Source organism: Streptococcus zalophi, from assembly GCF_016481285.1.
Classification (GTDB): Bacteria; Bacillota; Bacilli; order Lactobacillales; family Streptococcaceae; genus Streptococcus; species Streptococcus zalophi.
Map to the genome: position 1 here is coordinate 241,382 of NZ_JAENBP010000001.1, position 20,305 is coordinate 261,686.

The 20,305-nt window shown below is 34.9% G+C and carries 19 protein-coding genes; 2 read left to right on the forward strand and 17 right to left on the reverse strand.

Going from position 1 to position 20,305, the window contains the following annotated elements; translation table 11 throughout:
- Positions 1–21: 21 nt before the first annotated feature.
- The 13 genes from trxB to JHK64_RS01135 form a co-directional block, all read right to left on the reverse strand.
- Entirely contained in the window at positions 22–936 is a 915-nt protein-coding gene (trxB, locus tag JHK64_RS01075) for a thioredoxin-disulfide reductase (protein WP_199567148.1), read from the reverse strand.
- 55 nt (positions 937–991) lie between these two features.
- Positions 992–1,216 (reverse strand): DUF4059 family protein, encoded by a 225-nt coding sequence (locus JHK64_RS01080; protein ID WP_199567149.1) that lies wholly within the window; start codon positions 1,214–1,216, stop codon positions 992–994.
- A gap of 135 nt (positions 1,217–1,351) precedes the next feature.
- A complete protein-coding gene (locus JHK64_RS01085) occupies positions 1,352–2,695 on the reverse strand; it encodes a DEAD/DEAH box helicase (protein WP_199567150.1) in 1,344 nt (447 codons plus the stop codon).
- A gap of 64 nt (positions 2,696–2,759) precedes the next feature.
- Positions 2,760–3,770 (reverse strand): phospho-N-acetylmuramoyl-pentapeptide-transferase, encoded by a 1,011-nt coding sequence (mraY, locus tag JHK64_RS01090; RefSeq protein ID WP_199567151.1) that lies wholly within the window; start codon positions 3,768–3,770, stop codon positions 2,760–2,762.
- Position 3,771: 1 nt separating this feature from the next.
- Positions 3,772–6,030, reverse strand: coding sequence for a penicillin-binding protein PBP2X (gene pbp2x, locus JHK64_RS01095; RefSeq protein WP_199567152.1), 2,259 nt, complete (start codon positions 6,028–6,030; stop codon positions 3,772–3,774).
- A 1-nt stretch (position 6,031) separates the two neighbouring features.
- Complete coding sequence (gene ftsL / locus JHK64_RS01100; protein WP_199567153.1) at positions 6,032–6,352, reverse strand: cell division protein FtsL; 321 nt, start codon at positions 6,350–6,352, stop codon at positions 6,032–6,034.
- A 5-nt stretch (positions 6,353–6,357) separates the two neighbouring features.
- Positions 6,358–7,308: a 16S rRNA (cytosine(1402)-N(4))-methyltransferase RsmH gene (gene rsmH / locus JHK64_RS01105; protein ID WP_199567154.1), complete on the reverse strand. Its 951-nt coding sequence runs from the start codon at positions 7,306–7,308 to the stop codon at positions 6,358–6,360.
- Between the two features lie 398 nt (positions 7,309–7,706).
- Positions 7,707–9,692 (reverse strand): transketolase, encoded by a 1,986-nt coding sequence (gene tkt / locus JHK64_RS01110; protein ID WP_199567155.1) that lies wholly within the window; start codon positions 9,690–9,692, stop codon positions 7,707–7,709.
- A gap of 104 nt (positions 9,693–9,796) precedes the next feature.
- The gene (locus JHK64_RS01115) at positions 9,797–10,036 is read right to left on the reverse strand and encodes a DUF896 family protein (protein WP_199567156.1); all 240 of its coding nucleotides are present in this window, start codon (positions 10,034–10,036) and stop codon (positions 9,797–9,799) included.
- Between the two features lie 9 nt (positions 10,037–10,045).
- Positions 10,046–12,082, reverse strand: coding sequence for a glycine--tRNA ligase subunit beta (gene glyS, locus JHK64_RS01120; protein WP_199567157.1), 2,037 nt, complete (start codon positions 12,080–12,082; stop codon positions 10,046–10,048).
- Positions 12,083–12,084: 2 nt separating this feature from the next.
- Complete coding sequence (gene glyQ / locus JHK64_RS01125; RefSeq protein WP_199567158.1) at positions 12,085–13,002, reverse strand: glycine--tRNA ligase subunit alpha; 918 nt, start codon at positions 13,000–13,002, stop codon at positions 12,085–12,087.
- Between the two features lie 286 nt (positions 13,003–13,288).
- Positions 13,289–14,437 carry an N-acetylglucosamine-6-phosphate deacetylase gene (gene nagA, locus JHK64_RS01130; RefSeq protein WP_199567159.1) on the reverse strand — a complete coding sequence of 383 codons (1,149 nt, stop codon included), beginning with the start codon at positions 14,435–14,437 and terminating at the stop codon, positions 13,289–13,291.
- A 123-nt stretch (positions 14,438–14,560) separates the two neighbouring features.
- Complete coding sequence (locus tag JHK64_RS01135; protein ID WP_199567160.1) at positions 14,561–16,192, reverse strand: Na/Pi cotransporter family protein; 1,632 nt, start codon at positions 16,190–16,192, stop codon at positions 14,561–14,563.
- 182 nt (positions 16,193–16,374) lie between these two features.
- Between JHK64_RS01135 and JHK64_RS01140 the strand changes: the two genes are divergently transcribed.
- On the forward strand, positions 16,375–16,908 hold the full coding sequence (locus JHK64_RS01140) for a peptidase (protein WP_199567161.1): 534 nt from the start codon (positions 16,375–16,377) through the stop codon (positions 16,906–16,908).
- Positions 16,909–16,950: 42 nt separating this feature from the next.
- Here JHK64_RS01140 and JHK64_RS01145 read toward each other — a convergent pair whose 3' ends face one another.
- On the reverse strand, positions 16,951–17,796 hold the full coding sequence (locus JHK64_RS01145; protein WP_199567162.1) for a DegV family protein: 846 nt from the start codon (positions 17,794–17,796) through the stop codon (positions 16,951–16,953).
- A gap of 129 nt (positions 17,797–17,925) precedes the next feature.
- Between JHK64_RS01145 and JHK64_RS01150 the strand changes: the two genes are divergently transcribed.
- Entirely contained in the window at positions 17,926–18,483 is a 558-nt protein-coding gene (locus JHK64_RS01150) for a TetR/AcrR family transcriptional regulator (RefSeq protein WP_199567163.1), read from the forward strand.
- A 77-nt stretch (positions 18,484–18,560) separates the two neighbouring features.
- Here the strand turns inward: JHK64_RS01150 and JHK64_RS01155 are convergent, their stop codons facing one another.
- The 3 genes from JHK64_RS01155 to JHK64_RS01165 form a co-directional block, all read right to left on the reverse strand.
- Positions 18,561–19,376 carry a Cof-type HAD-IIB family hydrolase gene (locus tag JHK64_RS01155; RefSeq protein WP_199567164.1) on the reverse strand — a complete coding sequence of 272 codons (816 nt, stop codon included), beginning with the start codon at positions 19,374–19,376 and terminating at the stop codon, positions 18,561–18,563.
- A 6-nt stretch (positions 19,377–19,382) separates the two neighbouring features.
- A complete protein-coding gene (locus JHK64_RS01160; protein ID WP_199567165.1) occupies positions 19,383–20,003 on the reverse strand; it encodes a trimeric intracellular cation channel family protein in 621 nt (206 codons plus the stop codon).
- A gap of 87 nt (positions 20,004–20,090) precedes the next feature.
- Positions 20,091–20,300, reverse strand: a complete 210-nt coding sequence (locus JHK64_RS01165) for a heavy-metal-associated domain-containing protein (RefSeq protein WP_199567166.1) — start codon at positions 20,298–20,300, stop codon at positions 20,091–20,093.
- Positions 20,301–20,305 lie beyond the last annotated feature (5 nt).

The window sequence follows — 20,305 nt, forward strand, 5'->3', positions numbered from 1 at the left end:
AGGTATTCTTTTTGACAAAAATTAGCTATTTTCTATCACATATTGATAAACATTTTGTGCCGCAACGGCACCATCTGCAACAGAGGTCGTTATTTGACGAAAAGTTTTTTGACGCACATCACCTACAGCAAAGATACCTGGGATACTTGTTTTCATGTTCTCATCAGTGATAATCCAACCGTCTTCATTAGTAATACCTAAGTCAGAGACCATGTTTGAAACTGGATCAAGACCGACATAGATAAAGATACCACCAAATTCTTGTTCTGTGATTTCTTTTGTTTTTACATTTTCAAAAACAACACTTTTGACTTTGACATCATCTCCTTTAATTTCCTTGACCACTGTGTCCCAGATAAATTTAATTTTATCATTAGCAAAAGCTCTGTCTTGAAGTACCTTTTGAGCACGAAGTTCGTCACGACGATGAACAATCGTAACACTTTTAGCTAACCTTGCTAAAAAGACAGATTCCTCAACAGCAGAATCACCACCACCAACAACTAGTAAATCTTGATCTCTAAAGAATGCACCATCACAAATAGCACAGTAAGATACACCACGACTGCTAAAAGTATCCTCACCAGGAACTCCTAACAAACGATGTTTAGATCCTGTTGCGACAATCACTGTTTTTGTTTCATAGGTTTTGTCATCTGTTTTGACAATCTTGTAGTCACCCTTATCTTCGACAGTGGTCACAATACCATAAATGTTTTCAACTCCCATTTTATCCAGTGGTTCATACATTTTCATTGATAATTCTGGACCAGAAATTAATTCAAATCCCGGATAATTTTCAATATCTGCGGTATTATTCATCTGACCACCCGGTGCCCCTTGTTCAATTGTTGCTACTTTTAAATTACTTCTAGCTGCATAAAGTGCCGCAGTAATCCCAGCAGGACCTGCACCAATGACAATTAAATCATACATGTTTTTACCTATCATTCTTTCTATGAATTATTGTTTTTATTAGTAATGAGGTTATCTAAGCCTTAAGCATCAGAATCACTGCCATAAAAGCAAATGATAAGATTGGAATAGTAATAATAGCTATTAAAAAAGCATCATATAAAGCAGCCTGTCGTTCCACCGCTGTTTTGTCTTTTCGTTTTAAAACTCTAAAAAGCATCCATATTGCTAGTAATAAACAAACCACCACCACTGCTGCTACTAAGCCTTGTAAATAAAGACTAAATACTTCTATTAGCATATTCTCACCTAAACTAGTTCCTCATTCAATAGTCAAATTATAACAGATATTAATTGCTTTTGCTATCAATCTGTCCCAAGCTTTTCTTCTTATATATTGTTAGAATAATTTTTTTAATCTAGAAAAAATGTCTGATTAAAAACTTTGTTTTTTTGCTTTTCTTGCATTCCTATTCTTGGCACGTGCTTCCACTCGTCTTTCTTTACGACGTTTTTCATCAACAGCCCATTTGATTTTCTTTTTATAACCAGGTTTAATTTTTTTCTTTTTCTTCTTAACTAGACCAATCATTTCAATGTCTAATTTTTCTTGTTTTTTTTCACGATTGAGACGTCGATCACGGTCATAAGTGTCTTCAAGAGTACCATTTTTAATGACTTTAGGGATAAAACGAATTCCCATTTTCTCAAGTTCACGAATGTCAGAATCATCACTTGGTTGATAAAGTGTAATAGCCGTCCCTTTTAAATCATTTCTACCTGTTCGCCCAACACGATGAACAAAGAAGGATAAATCTTGAGGAATTGCATCATTAATAACATGACTAACACCCTCAATATCAATACCTCTTGCTGCAAGATCGGTTGCTACAATGTATTCATAATCTAATTTTTTAATTTGTGCCATCAAACGCTTTCGTTCACGTGGGGGTACACCACCATGGATTTTAGCAACTTTCAAGCCATTTGCTGATAAAAAAGCATGGAGTTCATCAGCACGTTCCTTGGTATTCACAAAAATCATAGCCATGTATGGTTGAAGAGCTTTAATTAACATTAGAAGTTGATTATTTTTCTCACGTCCCTTAGTTGAAATCAACCAGTTCTCGATAGTATCAGCAATCACTGTGCTTGTTTTTATTTTTTCAATCACAGGTTGTGTCAAATATTTTTTCAAAAAAGGCTTTAGCTTTTCTGGAATTGTGGCTGAAAAAACTAAGATTTGAACTGATTTTGGTAGATGACTAGCGATGCGATCAACCGTTTCTAAAAAGCCCATGTCTAAAGTCATATCAGCTTCATCAATCACCAAAGTATGTGCAAGATGAATATCAAGATTTCCTGATTTTATTAAATCATAAACACGGCCTGGCGTTCCAATAACAATATGTGGTTGATTGCTTTTCAACTTATCAATTTGTCTTAGTTTATCTGTTCCACCTACATAATTTGCAATACGAATAGGTGTTTTAGAAAATTGAGCAATTTGGCGTGTTGCATCATAAATTTGTGTAGCAAGCTCTCTACTTGGAGCTGTAATAACGACTTGAACCTTATCATTAGTTTCATCAAGCTTTTCAAAAATTGGAAGCAAAAAAGTGTGTGTTTTCCCTGAGCCTGTTTTAGACTCTCCTACCAAGTCTTTTCCTGATTTAACGATTGGAATCAATTTTCGTTGAACTTCTGTTGGTTCTTTGAATCCTAAATCAATCAAGGCGTCATTAATATAATCTTTAAATTTAAATTCTTTAAATAACATTTTTTCCTCTCTTCTTATTACCTATACGATAACAAATTAAACAGCAGATAACTGCTGTTTGGTTTTAAACATATAACATCATTAAGGTAATAAGGCCGGCAAGTAGACCTATCCCCCAAAACACAACATCCACTCGCCATTCTGACCAAGGATTTCCTCGTCCGGTAAAACCACCTAATTCAAAATGATGATGTAGAGGTGTCATACGAAAAATTCTTTTACCCTGACCTGTTCTTTTTTTAGTCCATCTAAAATAAGCGACTTGAAGCATGACTGAACTGGTCTCAAAAACATAGACAATACCAATTAATAAGAGTGTCCATTCTTGATGGAGGGCAATTGAAATGGCTGCAAGCATAGCCCCAAGGGGCAAACTTCCGACATCTCCCATGAAAATTTTAGCAGGCTTTTTATTGAAGATAAAAAAAGCAAGTAAAGATCCAACCATAGTTAAAATGACCATGAGAATGCCTAATTGTTCTTGTTTAAAAGCGATAACTGCATAAGTTAACAAACTAATAACAACTGATATAGAAGCTAAACCGTCGATGCCATCAGTTAGGTTGACTGCATTTGAAAAACCAACCAACCAAAATAGAACAAAAGCGACATAAAAAATACCTAGTGGGATAGAAATCCCCAAAACATTTAAAGAATTTGTACCATTACCTTGCATGTACAAAACATAAAAGATAATGCCTCCTAAAATTTGGAGGACTAGTTTTTGACGAGCTGTCAAACCCTCATTTCTTTTTTTGAAAATCTTTAAAAAGTCATCAAAAAAGCCTATAGCGCCATAGATTAATATGACTAGTAGAATACCTAGAACAGCATTAGTATCTACCTTATCACCTCTAAAAAAGAATAAGGTTAGTAGTGTTGAAATAATGAAAGAAACAACTAAAAAGACTGTTCCTCCCATAGTTGGAGTGCCCGCTTTTTCTAGATGTTGTTTCACATCTTCATGCATTTGTTGACCCTCAATTTTTTTCAACTGATAATAACGAATAAAATGTGGTATTAATAAGGCTGTTGCTAGAAAAGCGAAAATCCCCGCTGCTAGACTTAGTAACATACTAATCTCCTAGTGTAATTGTTAATTTTTTTAGTTTTTCCAAACTAGTTCCGATATCTTTACTCTGTTTGATAACTGTTCCTTCTTCACTTCCATTAAAAGTAATTTCAATGTCAAGCCATTTGGCAAACTGTTCAACATTCTTTTTGGTCCAGCCATACATATCTGGTAACGTATCAAAACTATTAGTCAACAATAAAATTTGTTGATTTTCTTTAAGTTCTGTTCCTTTTTTTACAGAAGCTTTTTCAATTTTATCTCCTAACCCTAAAATAATAGGGCTAACAAGATTACGGTGCAATTCATCAGAAATATTACCTGGGTCTTCCCCGATAACTTTTGGAAGCTTATAAACCATCTTTTTATTTGAAACAGAAACTACTGGCTCTGTCAAGATTGGCTTCATTGACATTGCTTCTTCTAAAACAGGATTAACCAAATCTTGCCAGAAAAGAAATGACCAATGTTCAGGTTGTTGTAAAGTTACATACATGATAAAGTCAGGTTCGTCAGCAGGAACCATAGCGACAACCGAGTAAAGGTTATTTAATTCCCCTTCTAAATAACCAGTTCCATTTTCTTTAGCAATTTGTGCTGTTCCTGATTTTACTGCAACTGATTCATTACCAACTTGAATGACTGGACCATAGTCTTGACTATAAAGTGTTCCATGAATAGGGTCCGTTCCAACAGTTATCATATAATCACGTGTTTGAGAAGCGGCTTCCGCAGAAACAGGATTGCCCACAATTTCGGTTTTTCCGACACGGGATGAGTCAGTATTTGGGTCATAGATTTGACTGATAAATTTTGGTTGTAGCATGACACCATCATTAGAAATAGCGGTGAAAGCTCTTAGCATTTGAATTTGGGAAACATTTATCCCTTGTCCAAACGAACTCATTGCTGTCGTAACAACATTATCAGAGTTAACTTTTCCAGGATTTTCTTGCACATTACCGTAGCCCATACCAAAGCGTGTTCTAATACCAAAACGAAACTTCTCTAGATAATTTAACCAAGTATCATGTCCCATATTAAGCTCTAATTGCGTCATCGCGACATTACTAGAATGGGCAAAGCCTTGAACAAAGTTTCTGACTGTTCCTTGAGAACTACCGTCATTAATATCCCAGTCCTGAATGGTTGTATCTGCAACTGTTATCCCATTACTGTTATCAATGGTTGCATTTGGGTTAAAGGTTTTATTATCTATAGCAGAAGCAACGGTCATGACTTTCAGAGTTGAGCCAGGTTCATAGCTAGTTTGATAAAGCAGGTTTTGCCATTCAAAACCTTCAACACCAAAACCTTCTTTAGTATCAGCATCATAGGTTGGTCGTTGAGTTGTGGCTAAAATCTCTCCAGTTTTAGCGTTAATAACTGTTGCACTCGCATTAACACCATTAGCCTTTTCTTGGAATACATTCATATGGGCTTCTAGATAGGTTTGAAGAGGTGCGTATAAAGTGGTGTAGACATCTTTACCATCTAGTGCCTTTTTGACAGTTGTTGCTGTTCCAAGAAGAGTATTGCCATTTTTATCTTTTTGATAGGTCACAACACCATCTGTTCCTGACAAAATATCGTTTAAAGTGTATTCTAATCCTCCAGAACCTGTGAGAGTTTTACTACCATTTTTATCTTCTTTAACAGTTGTATAGCCGATTAATTGTGAGGCAAAAACACCATTTGGATACATTCTTCCAGGACTTGTGGTAAATCCAATACCTTGAATATTAGCATTTTCCATCGCTTTGGTGATTTCTGTCATCACACCATAAGAGATATTGTCTCCTTTTGGACCAAATAACACCTGTGAGGCATCTCTTTTTAGTTGCTCAATAACATAGTCCTTATCAATATCAAGATATTCTTTTAATATATCTCCCACCTTATCATATTGAAAAGATTGGATATATAATTTCTCATCATTAACCGAAACATAATTTTTATCAATAACAGCATAAATAGAATAGGTCGTTGAGTCTTCTGCAATAACTTCACCAACTCTATCAAGTATCGAACCTCTTTTGGCCTGAACTTTTTGAGTCGTTTGATAAACCGTTTTTGCTTTTTCAGAAAGATCGACACCAAATTTACTATCTGTTCCAATGATAATAATAAAATTTATCATAAAGACTAGAAAGATAAAAATGGCTAAGATCATCATATTTTGACCAACATGTTCTCTATTGGCAGAAGGACTTTTCCTATTTTTGGTAACATATTGTAAAAATCGTTTTTTCAAATTTTTCATGTCACTCCACCTTCTGACTATTTCCGCCTTGAATGGTTAAACCAGCCTCCTCAGCAATTTCAGAAATGCGATCATAACGTGTTAATTCATTAACTTCTTGTTTAGCATTATCAAACTCATCTTTTTGGTTGTTAATTTTTTTATTTAGTTGTGAAATTTCTTGCTGAAGCTGAAAATTTCGACTTTGAATATAAACAATACCAACAGATAAAACGATTGCTGTGATAATCAAGGCACCATAAAAGGCTTTTTCAATTCTCGTAAATGTTTTGATTCTTTTTTGAATCACATTAATGATGACTTCATTCTTTTTTTCATTCATTAGCTTTATTTCCAAATTCTTCTGGCCACTCGTAATTTAGCCGAGTGGGAACGATTATTGTTTTCTAATTCTTTTGGTTGTGGCAAGATTGGTTTTTTATTAACCAATTCAAACTGAGGTTTCATTCCTTCTGGAATAAAAGGAAGACCTTTTGGCACATCAACAGTACTGACATCTTTAAATAATTGTTTGACTAAACGATCCTCTAAAGAATGAAAGGTGATAACAGATATATAGCCATCAACAGCCAACATCTCCAAAGCTTGTTGGATAGACTCATCAGCTGCACCCAACTCATCGTTAACTTCAATACGAATCGCTTGAAAAAGTTGTTTGGCCGGATGACCTTTTTTCTTTAATTCTTTGGCTGGTTTACTGGCTTTAATGATATCAACTAATTCTGTTGTTGTTTCAATAGGCTTTATTTGTCTCGCTTTTTCGATATTTCTAGCGACTTGTTTTGAAAACTTGTCTTCCCCATATTTAAAAAAGAGACGAACTAAGTCATGGTAATCATAATGATTAACAACATGATAAGCTGATAGCTTAGCCTCTTGATTCATGCGCATATCAAGAGGTGCATCTTTTTTATAAGAAAAACCACGTTCACGCTGATCAAGTTGAGGACTTGATACTCCCAAATCATAGAGAATGCCATCAATTTCTGTGACACCATAAGCCAATAAGGCTTGTTTGAGGTTTCTAAAATTATCTTTAATAAAAGTCACTTGCCCCTTTTGAATAAAGGGTTTAAGTTCTTTTTTGGCATTATGAATAGCAGTCTGATCCTGATCAAAACAGTACAGATGTCCCTTAATACTTAGCTTTGAAAGCAAGTACTTACTATGCCCGGAACCTCCTAAAGTAGCATCTACATATATACCATTTGGCTTAACATGTAACATATCAACCGTTTCTTCTAAGAGAACTGTTGTGTGGTTAAAATCATTAGTCATAACCTTTATTCTAACATATTTTCAGTCTTTTATAAACTGTTTTTCATTAGGAACCAGCTTATTTTCTAGACTAAACCTGAAAGCTTAAAAATTCCTAAACATCTATTGGAACATTCAGAAAAGAACTATCATATTTGATTAGATAATTTCTTATAGTCATTCCTTTTAAGGATATAAAAACTCAGTTTTAAATTGAGAAAGATTAATGATTAAATAAAAAATAATTAGAAAATACTCTAAAAAACAATGACATCAGACTCATGCTTGTCCCTTTGATTATAACAAAAAAAGTATCGACATTATAGCAGCTTGATTTAAAGAAAATCGTCGGTTACTTTTTCTATAAAAAACCTTCACTAGCTCTTAAAAAAGAGATAATGAAGGTTAGTGTTTCATTTTTATAAGCTATGATAATGGTTTAAGACGTTTTCAACGGTAAAACCATACTCTTCCAACACTAGATTTCCTGGTGCTGAAGCTCCCCAAGTGTCAATGGTTAGTGTTTTTCCTGATAAACCAACATATTTAGCCCAACCATAACTTGTTGCTGCTTCAATAGCTAAACGTTTGGTAATGTGTGACGGTAAGATACTTTCTTGATAGTCTTTATCTTGTTCATCAAAAATATTTTGTGATGGCATTGATACTACACGAACAAAGATACCTTTTTCTTCTAGTTCTTTTTGTGCTTCAAGAGCTAATTTCACTTCACTTCCTGTTGCAATCAAAATACCATCAAGATTTCCTTTTTCTTTAGATAAAATGTAAGCACCTTTATCAACACCAGCTTTTGCTAATTCTTTTGTTCCTTCAAGGGTTGGAAGGTTTTGACGTGTTAAAACAAGCATTGTTGGTCGCTTCGTTTCAGCTAAGGCACGCGCCCAAGCTGCATTAACTTCATTACCATCAGCTGGACGAATAACATTTAGATTAGGCGTTGAGCGAACACTTGCTAGTTGTTCAATTGGTTCATGTGTTGGACCGTCTTCACCAACAGCGATAGAATCATGTGTCATCACATAAACAGTTGGTAATTCTTGTAAGGCAGCCATACGAACAGCTGGTAAAAGATAATTAGCAAATACAAAGAAAGTCCCACCATAAACACGTGTACCACCATGAAGAGCAATCCCATTCATAGCAGCGGCCATAGCAAATTCACGCACACCAAACCAGATGTTTCGTCCTTGATAGTTATCTGCTTGGAAGTCTGTATCGTTAGCAATCATTGTGTTATTAGACGCTGAAAGGTCAGCAGATCCACCCCATAATGATGGCACTTGTTCAGCAATCTGTTGAATAGCTTTTTGACTAGTGACACGGCTAGCAAGGTTAGCCTCTAAGTCATAATCTTCTAATGTCACTTCAATTGGTAAATCTGAGAAAGCTCGTTGGTATTCTTTAGCCAATTCTGGATATTCTTTTTCATAACGTGCAAAAAGGTCATTCCATGAGTTTTCCGCTTCTTCTCCTCTATGTCCTAAACCAGTTTGGAAACGTTCTGTCACTTCTTTTGGAACTGTAAATTCTGGATAATCCCATTCATAAGTTGATTTTGCAAAGCTCACACCGTCTTTACCAAGTGGTGCCCCATGAACGGCGCTGGTTCCTTGTTTTTGAGCACCATAGCCAATAACAGTTTTGACTTCAATGATGGTTGGTTTATTGCTTTCAGCTTGTGCTTGTTTAATCGCTTCACTGATAGCGTCTAAATCATTACCTTCTGTCACAAGAAGATGTTGCCAACCATAGGCTTCAAAACGTCTCTTAACATCTTCTGTAAAGGCTTTTGAAGTAGGGCCATCAAGGGAGATATCATTAGAATCATAAAACAAGATTAATTTTCCTAATTTTAAGTGTCCAGCTAGACTAACAGCTTCTTGACTGACACCTTCCATCAAATCGCCATCACCATTAAGAGCGTAGGTATAATGGTCAACAATATCAAACCCTGGTTTATTAAATTTAGCAGCCAAATGAGCTTCAGCCATAGCCATACCAACAGCATTTGCAATACCTTGACCTAATGGACCAGTTGTTGCTTCAACACCATCAGTGTGATTAACTTCTGGATGTCCTGGTGTTTTTGATCCCCATTGACGGAAATTTTTTAGGTCTTCAATGCTTAATTGGTAACCCGCTAAATGTAACAAACTATAAAGCATAGCACTACCGTGACCAGCAGATAAAACAAAACGGTCTCTGTTTGTCCACTTACGACTAGTTTTTGGATTTACCTTTAAGAAATGATTCCAAAGCACATAAGCCATCGGAGCCGCTCCCATTGGAAGACCTGGGTGACCAGAATTAGCTTTTTGGATAGCATCAATTGATAGGGTACGAATCGTATTAACTGCCAACTGATCGATATTGTCAAATGTCATGTTGTGACCTCTCTCTATTTTTTATCTCTTTCATTATAGCACAAAACTAGCGTTAGGTAACTAATAAAAGCCACTAATTAGTGGCTTTTAAAGAATATAACTTTTTATTTGCGACCATGCAAGCCTTTTTTTCGTTGAATCTCTTTTAATTTTTCTGGTGTCACATCATTTCCTTTTTCATCAACTAATTTTAAACCTTCAATATGATGTTTAATAGTACGACGATAGCCTTCAATATATTCTTTTCTAAGAGCTGCTTGTTCTACTTTTTCTTCTGGGGTGAGGCCTTGCTTTTTTTTCTTTTTAGCTAATTCATTGATGCGATCAATTTTTTCTTGCTTCATAAGACCTCCCTATTTGGTATTAATTTTATTGAAAGCAGCGACTTGGTTAGCTTTATTTCTTAACTGTGCTAAAATCGCTAAACGATTGTCTTTTAATGCTTGATTGTCTACCATAACCATTGTGTTGTCAAAGAAAGCATCAATCACTGGACTTAAAGCAAATAGGTTATCCAAATTGTCTGACATATCAGCAGCTAAATCTAATGATTTGGTGACCTGGTATAATTTTTCTTCAAAAGAATTTTCAAACAAAGACTCATCAACCTTGTCGCTATTGGCTTTGTCTGCTAGATTAAAGACACGTGATAAGCTTTCTACGGATGTTTTAAAATCATCTTGTCTTGCTTTTTCAGAAATAGCTAGACTGGTTTCAAGAAGGGTGCGAACAACGGAAGTGGAACTTGATAAAACAGCTTCTATAATATCTTTAGAAATATCAGAACCCATCATTTTTTCTATTCTAGCCAAGATAAAGCTCATCACTTCTGACTGATTCGTATAGTTAAAAGGAGTGACATCTAATTGATAGACACTAGTAATCAATTCTTCTAAAGAAAGAGACCAGCCAAATTTATCCAAGATACGAACGATTCCTTGAGTTGCTCGTCTAAGCGCATACGGATCGTTAGAGCCACTTGGAATAAGATCAACACTGAAAAATGATAAAAGAGTGTCTAATTTATCTGAAATAGCAAGAAGGGCACCTACTAGACTATCTGGTAATTCCCCTTCAGCACTAATTGGCATATAGTGTTCTCGAATAGCTGTTGCTACATCAAGTTTTTCACCGGCAAGAAGAGCATATTTTTCACCCATAATTCCTTGCAATTCATCAAATTCACCAACCATGCCGGTTAATAAATCAAATTTGTAGATTTTGCTAGCACGATTAAGATTTTCTAAGTCATCGCTTGATAGATGCAATTGACGTCCAATAAGATTAGCAATTTTTTCAACCCTTTCCATGTGCTCGTAAAGAGAACCAATTTTTTCATGGAAAGTGACTTGTTTTAATTTTTCTACCAAGTCATCAATCTTTAATTTTTGGTCTTCACGCCAGAAAAATTCACCATCTTCTAAACGAGCCAACAAGACCTTCTCATTTCCTTGAACGACGTTTTGAAGTCCTTTGTCATTACCATTACGTACCGAGATAAAGTGTGGTAAGAGCTGACCGTTTTGATCTCTTACAACAAAATAGCGTTGATGTGATTTCATTGAGGTAATCAGAACTTCTTCTGGGATATCAAGATATTTAACATCAAAGCTTCCCATGAAGGCTGTTGGGTATTCTACTAGATTAAGCACTTCATTGAGTAATTTTTCATCAATCTCAACCACCACATTTTTTTCTTTTTCAATCGTTTTGATTTGTTCAACAATCATGCTTTCACGTTCCACACTGTTGGTAATAACAAATTCTTTTCTCAAATCATCTTCATAGCTATCAACTGATGTAATGGCAACTTCTTTTCCTAGGAAGCGATGCCCACGACTAATTCTGTTACTTGTGATATCAAGAAAGTCCATTTCTAACATCTCATCGTTTAATAAAACAATCAAGGTATGAACGGGACGAATAAAGTCAAAACGGTTTGATGCCCAGTGCATACTAACTGGAAAAGTCAAACTTTTAAGAAGATCAGGAATAGCTTTTAACACTTCTCTAGCTGGTTTTCCTGCTTCTTTTTTGGTGACATAAACATATTCTGTGCCTTTGATATCACGAAAAGTAATATCGTCAACTGTTAGACCCTTTCCTCTAACAAAACCTTGAGCTGCTTTTGTAAAGGCACCCTTTTCATCTAGAGCAATTTGTTTGGCAGGTCCTTTAAATTCTTCAACCAGATCAGTTTGATAATCAGCTAGGTTAACAACTCTAACCGCTAAACGTCTTGGCGTTGAAAACATTTCAATTTTATCAAAACTTAATCGTTCTTCTTTTAAAAATTGACCCATTTTATCACGCAATTGCTTCATGCTTGGTGTGACAACATAGGCAGGCATCTCTTCTAAACCCAATTCAATTAATAAATTCTTTGTCATCTCTATTTGTCCTCCTTAGCAAGTAATGCTTGTCTTGTGTCATCATCCAAAAGAGGATAACCTAGACGTTTACGCTCTGCAACAAACGTTTTTGCCACTTCACGCGCTAAATTTCTGATACGTGCAATGTAACCTGCTCGCTCTGTCACAGAAACAGCTCCTCTAGCATCTAAAAGATTAAACGTATGAGAACATTTTAAAACATAGTCATAAGCGGGATGAACTAAGGAGTCCTCTATACAACGTTTGGCTTCCTTTTCAAATTTATCAAAGTTAGTTAATAATAACTCTTGATCACTCACTTCAAAACTATATTTAGAATGTTCATATTCTGGTTGCTTGAAAATTTCGCCGTATTTGACACCATCAGCCCATTCAATATCATAAACAGAAGTGACTTCCTGGATATATGATGCTAAACGTTCTAATCCATAAGTCACTTCAGCAGTAACTGGATTAGTAGCAAGACCACCAACTTGTTGGAAATAAGTAAATTGAGTAATTTCCATACCATCTAACCAAACTTCCCAGCCGAGTCCGGCTGATCCAGTTGATGGATTTTCCCAGTTATCTTCCACAAAACGAATATCATGCTCAAGAGGGTTAATCCCTAGAAGTTCTAGACTTTGAAGATAAAGTTCTTGAATATTACTTGGACTAGGTTTCATAACCACTTGAAATTGGTGATGTTGGTAAAGACGGTTAGGATTTTCGCCATAACGACCATCCGCTGGTCGTCTACTTGGTTCTACATAAGCAGCATTCCAAGGTTCTGGCCCAATAGCACGCAAGAAAGTGTAAGGACTCATGGTTCCAGCACCTTTTTCATTGTCATAGGCCTGCATGAGTAAACACCCTTGTTGATGCCAGAATTGTTGTAGCGTTAAGATAATTTCTTGAAAGGTTAATTTTTTAGCCATTTTTTCTCCTTTTTGCTATAAAAATAGAGTAAAACCACATTCCTTATCCTTTACAATCATGTAAAGGGGCGTAAGAAACGCGGTTCCACCCTATTTTTTGACTTCGTTAATATGTTTTTACTATGTTAAACAAGAAAGTGCCTCAATCATTACTTTTATCTGGCTTACACCCTCCCAGATTCGCTTAGAAAAGAATTTGATATTTGCTTTCTCTAATGCTCATTTTAACACAATTTTAGAGGCTTGTCTATCCTGTAGAAGACTTTATGAAAATTGCATTTACTTCTTAATTTTCAAATACTTTTTCACCATCTAGATAGGTTGCTTTTAATGTCATGTCTTGGTTTAAAATGATAAAGTCAGCATCATGACCTTTCTTAATCTGACCACATTTGTCTTCTAAATGACATGATACGGCAGGAATGAAAGTTGCCATACGAACTGCTTCTAAACGATTAGCTAGACCCCAATCTACAACATTTTTGACCCCATCATCAAGTTTCAAAATAGATCCTGCAAGACTACCACTATCTTTTAAGCGAGCTGTTCCATTTTCAACAATAACTGGAAATTCTCCTAAAATATAGTCTCCATCTGGCATACCACCCGCACGCATACAGTCTGTAATAAGTGCAACGTGATCAGGACCTTTTTGGTCTAGTAAGATGCGACAAGCTTCTGGAGATACATGGTAACCATCACAGATTAACTCAGCATAGGTATTTGGAATTCCATAAACAGCACCTACCATACCAGGTTCACGGTGATTAAGAGCTCTCATACCATTATAAGCATGAACCCAAACACTGGCACCAGCTTGAACAGCATGAAGGGCATCTTCATAAGTAGCATCAGAATGGCCTAAAGAAACAATAGCGCCTTTTGAAACAACATGAGAGACAAATTCTTCTACACCATCTCTTTCTGGTGCAATCGCAATTTTATGTAACAGTCCTTCTGAACTTTCATACCATTGGTCAAATTCTTCAATTTTAGGATCTCTCATATAAGACGGATTTTGAGCCCCTTTAAATTTTTCAGTGAAGAAAGGACCTTCAAAGTAGATACCTCTAATTTTACTACCTGAGACATTATTTTTAACTGAAGCAATGGTTTTACACACATCGTCTAATTCTTCAAAAGAAGCTGTTAATGTGGTTGGTAAAAAGCTTGTAACACCAGCTGACAATAACCCTTTACTGATAGTCTCAATGCTTTCAGGTGTATTGTCCATCACATCTGAGCCATGATAACCATGAACATGAGAATCAAAAAGACCAGGAGCAATGCTATAGCCTGAATAATCAACTACTTCTGCATCGGCAGGAACATCAGCTACCCAATCACCAAATTTGCCATCAACAACAGTTAAATAGCCTCCTTTTTTTTCCTCATAGGGATAAAAGAAACTATCTGCTTTAAAATATTTCATCATTTTAAATATACCTTTCCTTCTTTGCTTACATTATACTCCTTCTTATCATTTTTGTAAACGGTATATACCAAAAAGATGATTGATTTCACAAAAAAAGAAGGAGAAGCCTTCTTTTTAAGAATATTACAATTGATTTTCTAAAACTTTATCTGACAGGTTTAAAGCATGGTCAGTAATTCTGGTACATGGTGTAATTAAATCAATAAAGTTAATTCCTGCTAGTGGTGTGCATATTCCCATATTCATTCGTTTAATATGAGCTTTTCTAATTTGACGTTCAAAACGTTGAACTTCCTTGTGCCGTTCTTGAAGTTCTTTAGCTAATTCAACATCATGGTCAGCAATCACACGAGAAGCATCTAAAATCATTCCATGAGTCATTTTATAAAGATCCTCTAATTCTTGAATGGCATCTGGTGAAAAAGTTATGTGTTTTGAAAAATTATAACTAGAAAGATTGGTTAAGTTAACCGCATGATCTCCAATTCTTTCCAAATCTCTCGAAGAGTCAAGGATACTAGCTAAAATTTCATTTTCATTTTCACTTAGTGTCTCGTTTGATAATTGAATTAAATAGTGAGTTAATTCTTCATCAATACTATTAACAACCATTTCATACTTATTCACTTTTTCAACATATTTTTCATCAGCAGTCATAATATATCTAAAAGCTGCCTCAAAGGATTGAATAGCATAAGCACTCAAATGAACCAATTCTTTTCTAGCATTTCCTAAAGCAATTGAAGGAGATTGAGTAATCAAAAGCTTATCAAGATAAATGGCGTCGTATCTAATCACCTCATCCTCACCTGGAATAATTTTAGTAACAATATAAGCCAATAGACCAATAAAAGGAAATTGAACAACCGTATTTGTAATATTAAAAGTTCCATGCGCAAAAGCAATTGTCATCTCAGGGGTTAAGCCAAGGCTTGCTTGAAACCATGCAACAAGTGAGGTAAACGGTGCTAGTAACATGACACAAACCAAGGTTCCTACAACATTAAACATGACATGGGCTCCAGCAACGCGTTTAGCGGAAATGTTACCACTAAGAGCTGCCAAGACTGCCGTAATGGTTGTGCCAATATTATCTCCAAAAAGAATAGGAAGAGCACCATTTAAATCCAATAAGCCTCCTGCATAAAGACTTTGTAAGATACCAATAGTAGCTGAAGAGGATTGGATTAAAACAGTTAATCCTGTTCCAAGAAGAACACCTTGTAAAGGATTATCACCAAGTGTTACCATATAGTCTCTGAAGGCTTGAATTTCTCTTAAAGGCATCATTGCATCCCCCATCAAATGAAGGGCAAAAAATAAACCACCTAAACCAAAAAGAATTTTCCCGAGATTATTAATTTTGCGATTTTTAATAAATAAGAATAAAACAGCTCCTATAAATAAGATAGGAAGCCCATAATCCCCTAATTTAAAACCGATTAAAAAAGATGTTACCGTTGTTCCAATATTGGCTCCCATAACAATACCGATAGCTTGTCTGAGGGTTAATAGACCAGCAGAAACTAAACCTACTGTAATGGCAGTAACACCAGAACTTGATTGGATAAGACCCGTGAACACAATACCAATTAGGACACCTAAAAATGGATTACTAGTATATTTATCAATATAATCACGAAGTCTGTCCCCTGCAGCTTGTTGTAGACCATCTCCCATATATTTAATACTAAATAAGAATAAACCTAGTCCACCAAAAAAATCAAATGCAATAGTTTGCCAATTTACCGACACATTTTTGTCCTCATTACTATAAATTATCGAATACCCGATACTTCCATTTTAAAACAATGTTAGTAAACAAACAAGTCTTTTTTTCTTTTTTTTAATTTAGTGAAAATATATTGAAAACACTTGGTTTTTTAAGAAAATTGAACTATAATAGAATAGATATATTGATTTTAGAAGGATAAATTATGAAAACATCAAAAAATGAATTGGTTTATTTGATTCTTAGTATTATTGTTATTGCCTTTGCCGGTTTTATTTATATCGCCTTTGGTAGAACTAATCCAGTTGCTAATCTTGATAACAATCAAACCACTCAGATTGAAACAAGTACTGAAACCACAACAACTGAAGATAATCAAGAAGATGAATTAATAGCAATCGCTCAAGAAAAAACAACTGCTTATCAACAAAATCCTACTGACGAAACAAGAAATGCTGCTCAAATAGCTATTGATATGATAAATGATGACACTAAAAAACAAGAACTACAAACTAGCATCGATGCCATCACCAGTGAACTCACAAATCAAGCTAATGCTGAGACAGCTCTTGCTAATGCTGAAGCTTATCAAGTTCAAGCTAATGTTGATTTAGCCCAAAATGCTATTAATACTTTAACTGATGCCACTAAAAAAGCTGAATTACAAGCACGATTAGATGTCGTGATTGCAAATATCAATGCTTATAATCAATCTTTAGTGACACCAACAGTGGAATAAACAAAAATCAGGTAGCTCTATATGAACCACCTGATTTTTATTTTATTCTACTTCATATCCCAGAAGAATACCACCTTCTTCTGCATAAAAACTGCATAATCCAGACGCTGGTAGAGTTTTAAAATCTGCTTGAGGGAATTTATTTTTAATCTTTTCTTCTAATTGTTGACAAATTTTTAAATTATTAGAGTGGGCAATCATCACACGACCACCATTATAACCTGATTTCAACATTTCTTCAAAAGTAGCAACCACTGCTTTTTTTTGTCCTCTAGGCTTGTGAAGTAATTCTAATTTCCCTTCTTCACTGGCTCTTCCAACCATTCGAATATTTAACAAACCAACAACGGTTCCAATTAATTTATTGAGACGCCCATTTTTCACTAGATTATCTACTTTGGATAAAATAAATAATAAACGTGTTTTTGTGAGATAGATTTCTAACTGGGCAATAACCTCTTCAAAAGTTAGACCTTGTTTAATCAGTCTGTTAGCTTCAAGAAGAAATAAATCCATTTCACCACCTGCAGATAAAGAATCAAAAACATGAATATTAATATTAGGATTTTCTTCTAATAACATTTTTTTAGCCACTTGTGCACTATTATTACTACCTGATAATGCTCCAGTTATTGTAACGACAATAACATTATTAGAGTCCTTATAAGAATTTTTAAAGGCTTCTGGACTTGGACAGGCTGAAAGTGCTGCTGAATTTTCAGAATACATAGTTGTCATCATTTCTTCAACATCAAGGTCTTTTGAATCGACAAAAACACGATCTCCTATTGTTAAACTTAGTGGAACTAATTCAAAACTAGTATCAGGAGCTAAGTTTGGCAAATTCCTAAAATCACTTCCTGAGTCTGTTACAATTTTCCAAGTCATATCATTTCTCCAATCATAATTGTGTTTAGTTAGTTGACAAAATACCTATCTTCACATAAAATTATATCATGAAAGCGGTAATAATAGGACTGTTTTTTTATCAGATGTCACAATTTAAAAGGAGTTGTTATGGCAAAAAAAGGTGTTTCTCCCATCTCTATTAAAAATTTAGAAATAGCCAATCAAGAATCTAAAAAAATTACTAAAGAATCTATCGAGATAGCTCTATTATCTCTCCTTGAAAATAAAACTATCCAACAAGTTACTATTTCTGAATTAGTGGCAAAAGCAGGCGTTTCTAGAAATGCTTTTTATCGACATTTCAACTCAAAAGAAGATATTTTAAAAAATCTTATTACGCGAACTGTTAGAAAGATTTTTCGTGGGGTTAAGCCTTTTAATCTCAAAACACAAACCTATCAAGCTTGGTTATATCTTTTTACTGAAGCAAAAAAAGAAGCCTACGTATTAAAAATCGCTTTGAAACATCAGTTACACCATTTTTTAACGGATTTAGTTGCCAGACGTTTTAGAGCTTATCAAAAATATCGTCGCAAAAAAATCTCGACCTATTCAACTTCTTTTTTTAGTACAGCAATCATTTCTGTACTAGCCAACTGGATTAATGATGGCATGATTACACCTGCAGAAGAAATGGCTGCTATTGGCCTACCCTTAATGCCGTAATCTTTCAAACACCTCAACCTTTTTGACTCGTTTAGTCAAAAAGGTTTTTTCAATTAAAAAAGTAAACACAGATATGTTTACTTCAAAATATGTTTATCAATCGCTTTAGCTAAACCATTATGATTGTTTGTGTCAGTTTGATATTTAGCAGCTTTTTTAACCGCCTCACCGGCATTTCCCATAGCAACACTGATACCTGCTATCTCAAGCATTTCAATATCATTATTACCATCACCTATAGCCATGACTTCTTCTTTAGTAATGTTTAATTCTTTAATGAGTTTGATTAAGGCTGAAGCCTTGGTAGCTCCTTTTGGCAGGGTTTCAAAGATATAATTTTGACTTCGAACGGTGCTAAAACGAGATGATAAATCTGATTCATAATTTTTTTGGAAATCATCTAGCACAGCAGGTTCTGCCAAATACATTCCTTGAAAATTAATTTTTTGACGTTTTAATAGTTGCTCCAAGGTAATTGGCGCTGGCTTAACAAAAACAACATTAGCATCAAACGTCACAACCGGTAAAGGATTTTCTGCTAAAACAAAATAATGACCATCTTCATCAAAAATGGTTAATTGAATGTCTTTTTCATTTTCAACCAATTGATAAAGAGACGTTATTTCCTCATCTGTCAGGTTAAAAAAATTTATCAATTGCCACTGACTTGTTTCATAGGTAGATGAACCATTATTGATGATGACAAATTCTTTTTCAGTCAATCCTAATTGCTCGAAAATTGGTTTTACTCCGGATATTGGTCTACCAGTTGAAATCACTATTTTAATGCCTTTTTGAACAGCTTTATGAATAGCTTCAATGTTTTCTTTTGGTATTTTATGGTCATCTGTTAATAAAGTGCCATCTAAATCGATAGCGATTAATTTAATCATCTTTTCTTACTCCTTAGTATTATTCCAATTCACTTTTGGTAGATGCCAGTTTTTCTTGTACCCAATCATTCTTAAAATAATAATCAATAGCACCAATGCATAGTAGCCTGAGTCATTATTGACAATCTTAAAATGAATCATAACGGCTGCTAAAATAGACCAACCAGCATAAATTTCACTTCTTAGCACTCCTGGTTTTCTACCTGCTAAGACATCACGAACAACACCTCCACCAGCCCCTGTTAAAACAGCTGCAACAATGACAGCGCTAAGTGGTTGCCCTAAATCTTTAGCAAATAAAGCACCCTGAATACTAAAGGCTGCTAAGCCAACGGCATCGGTGAAAACACCTGCTCTCTTCCAGTGCATTGAAATAAGATTTGGGAAAAAAAGAATGAGAATAATGGCACCTAGGGCGTAGTTAAAAGCAGTTCCTTGACTCCATAAAGCGCTCATTGGTAGACCAATCATTAGATTTCTAATCGTTCCACCACCAAACGCTGTTAAAAAACCAAGGATAAAAACGCCTAGAATGTCAAAATCCTCTTCCATAGCAACGATGGCACCTGAAAAAGCAAATGCCACCGTTCCGATAATATTTAAAATGTCCCAAATTGTATTTTCCATACCGTCACCTAATTCATTTATCTATACTAGTTTATCATGAATTGAGGAAAACAGGTACCCTTTTCACATTTTTTATTTCATAACTGTTTATTTTTTAATTTCTTTACCGATTTCAAACTTTGTACCTTTGAGTGCACGTTGTAAAGACCATTTTAAAGGACTTCCCGTAATGGTGACTTCTTTGGCTTCCAAGTCGACATAAACATTTTCTACACTTTTCAAAGCAGATAATTTTTCAGTCACTGTATTGACACAGCCTTGGCATTTTAAACCTGTCATTTCATATGTTTTTTCCATTATTC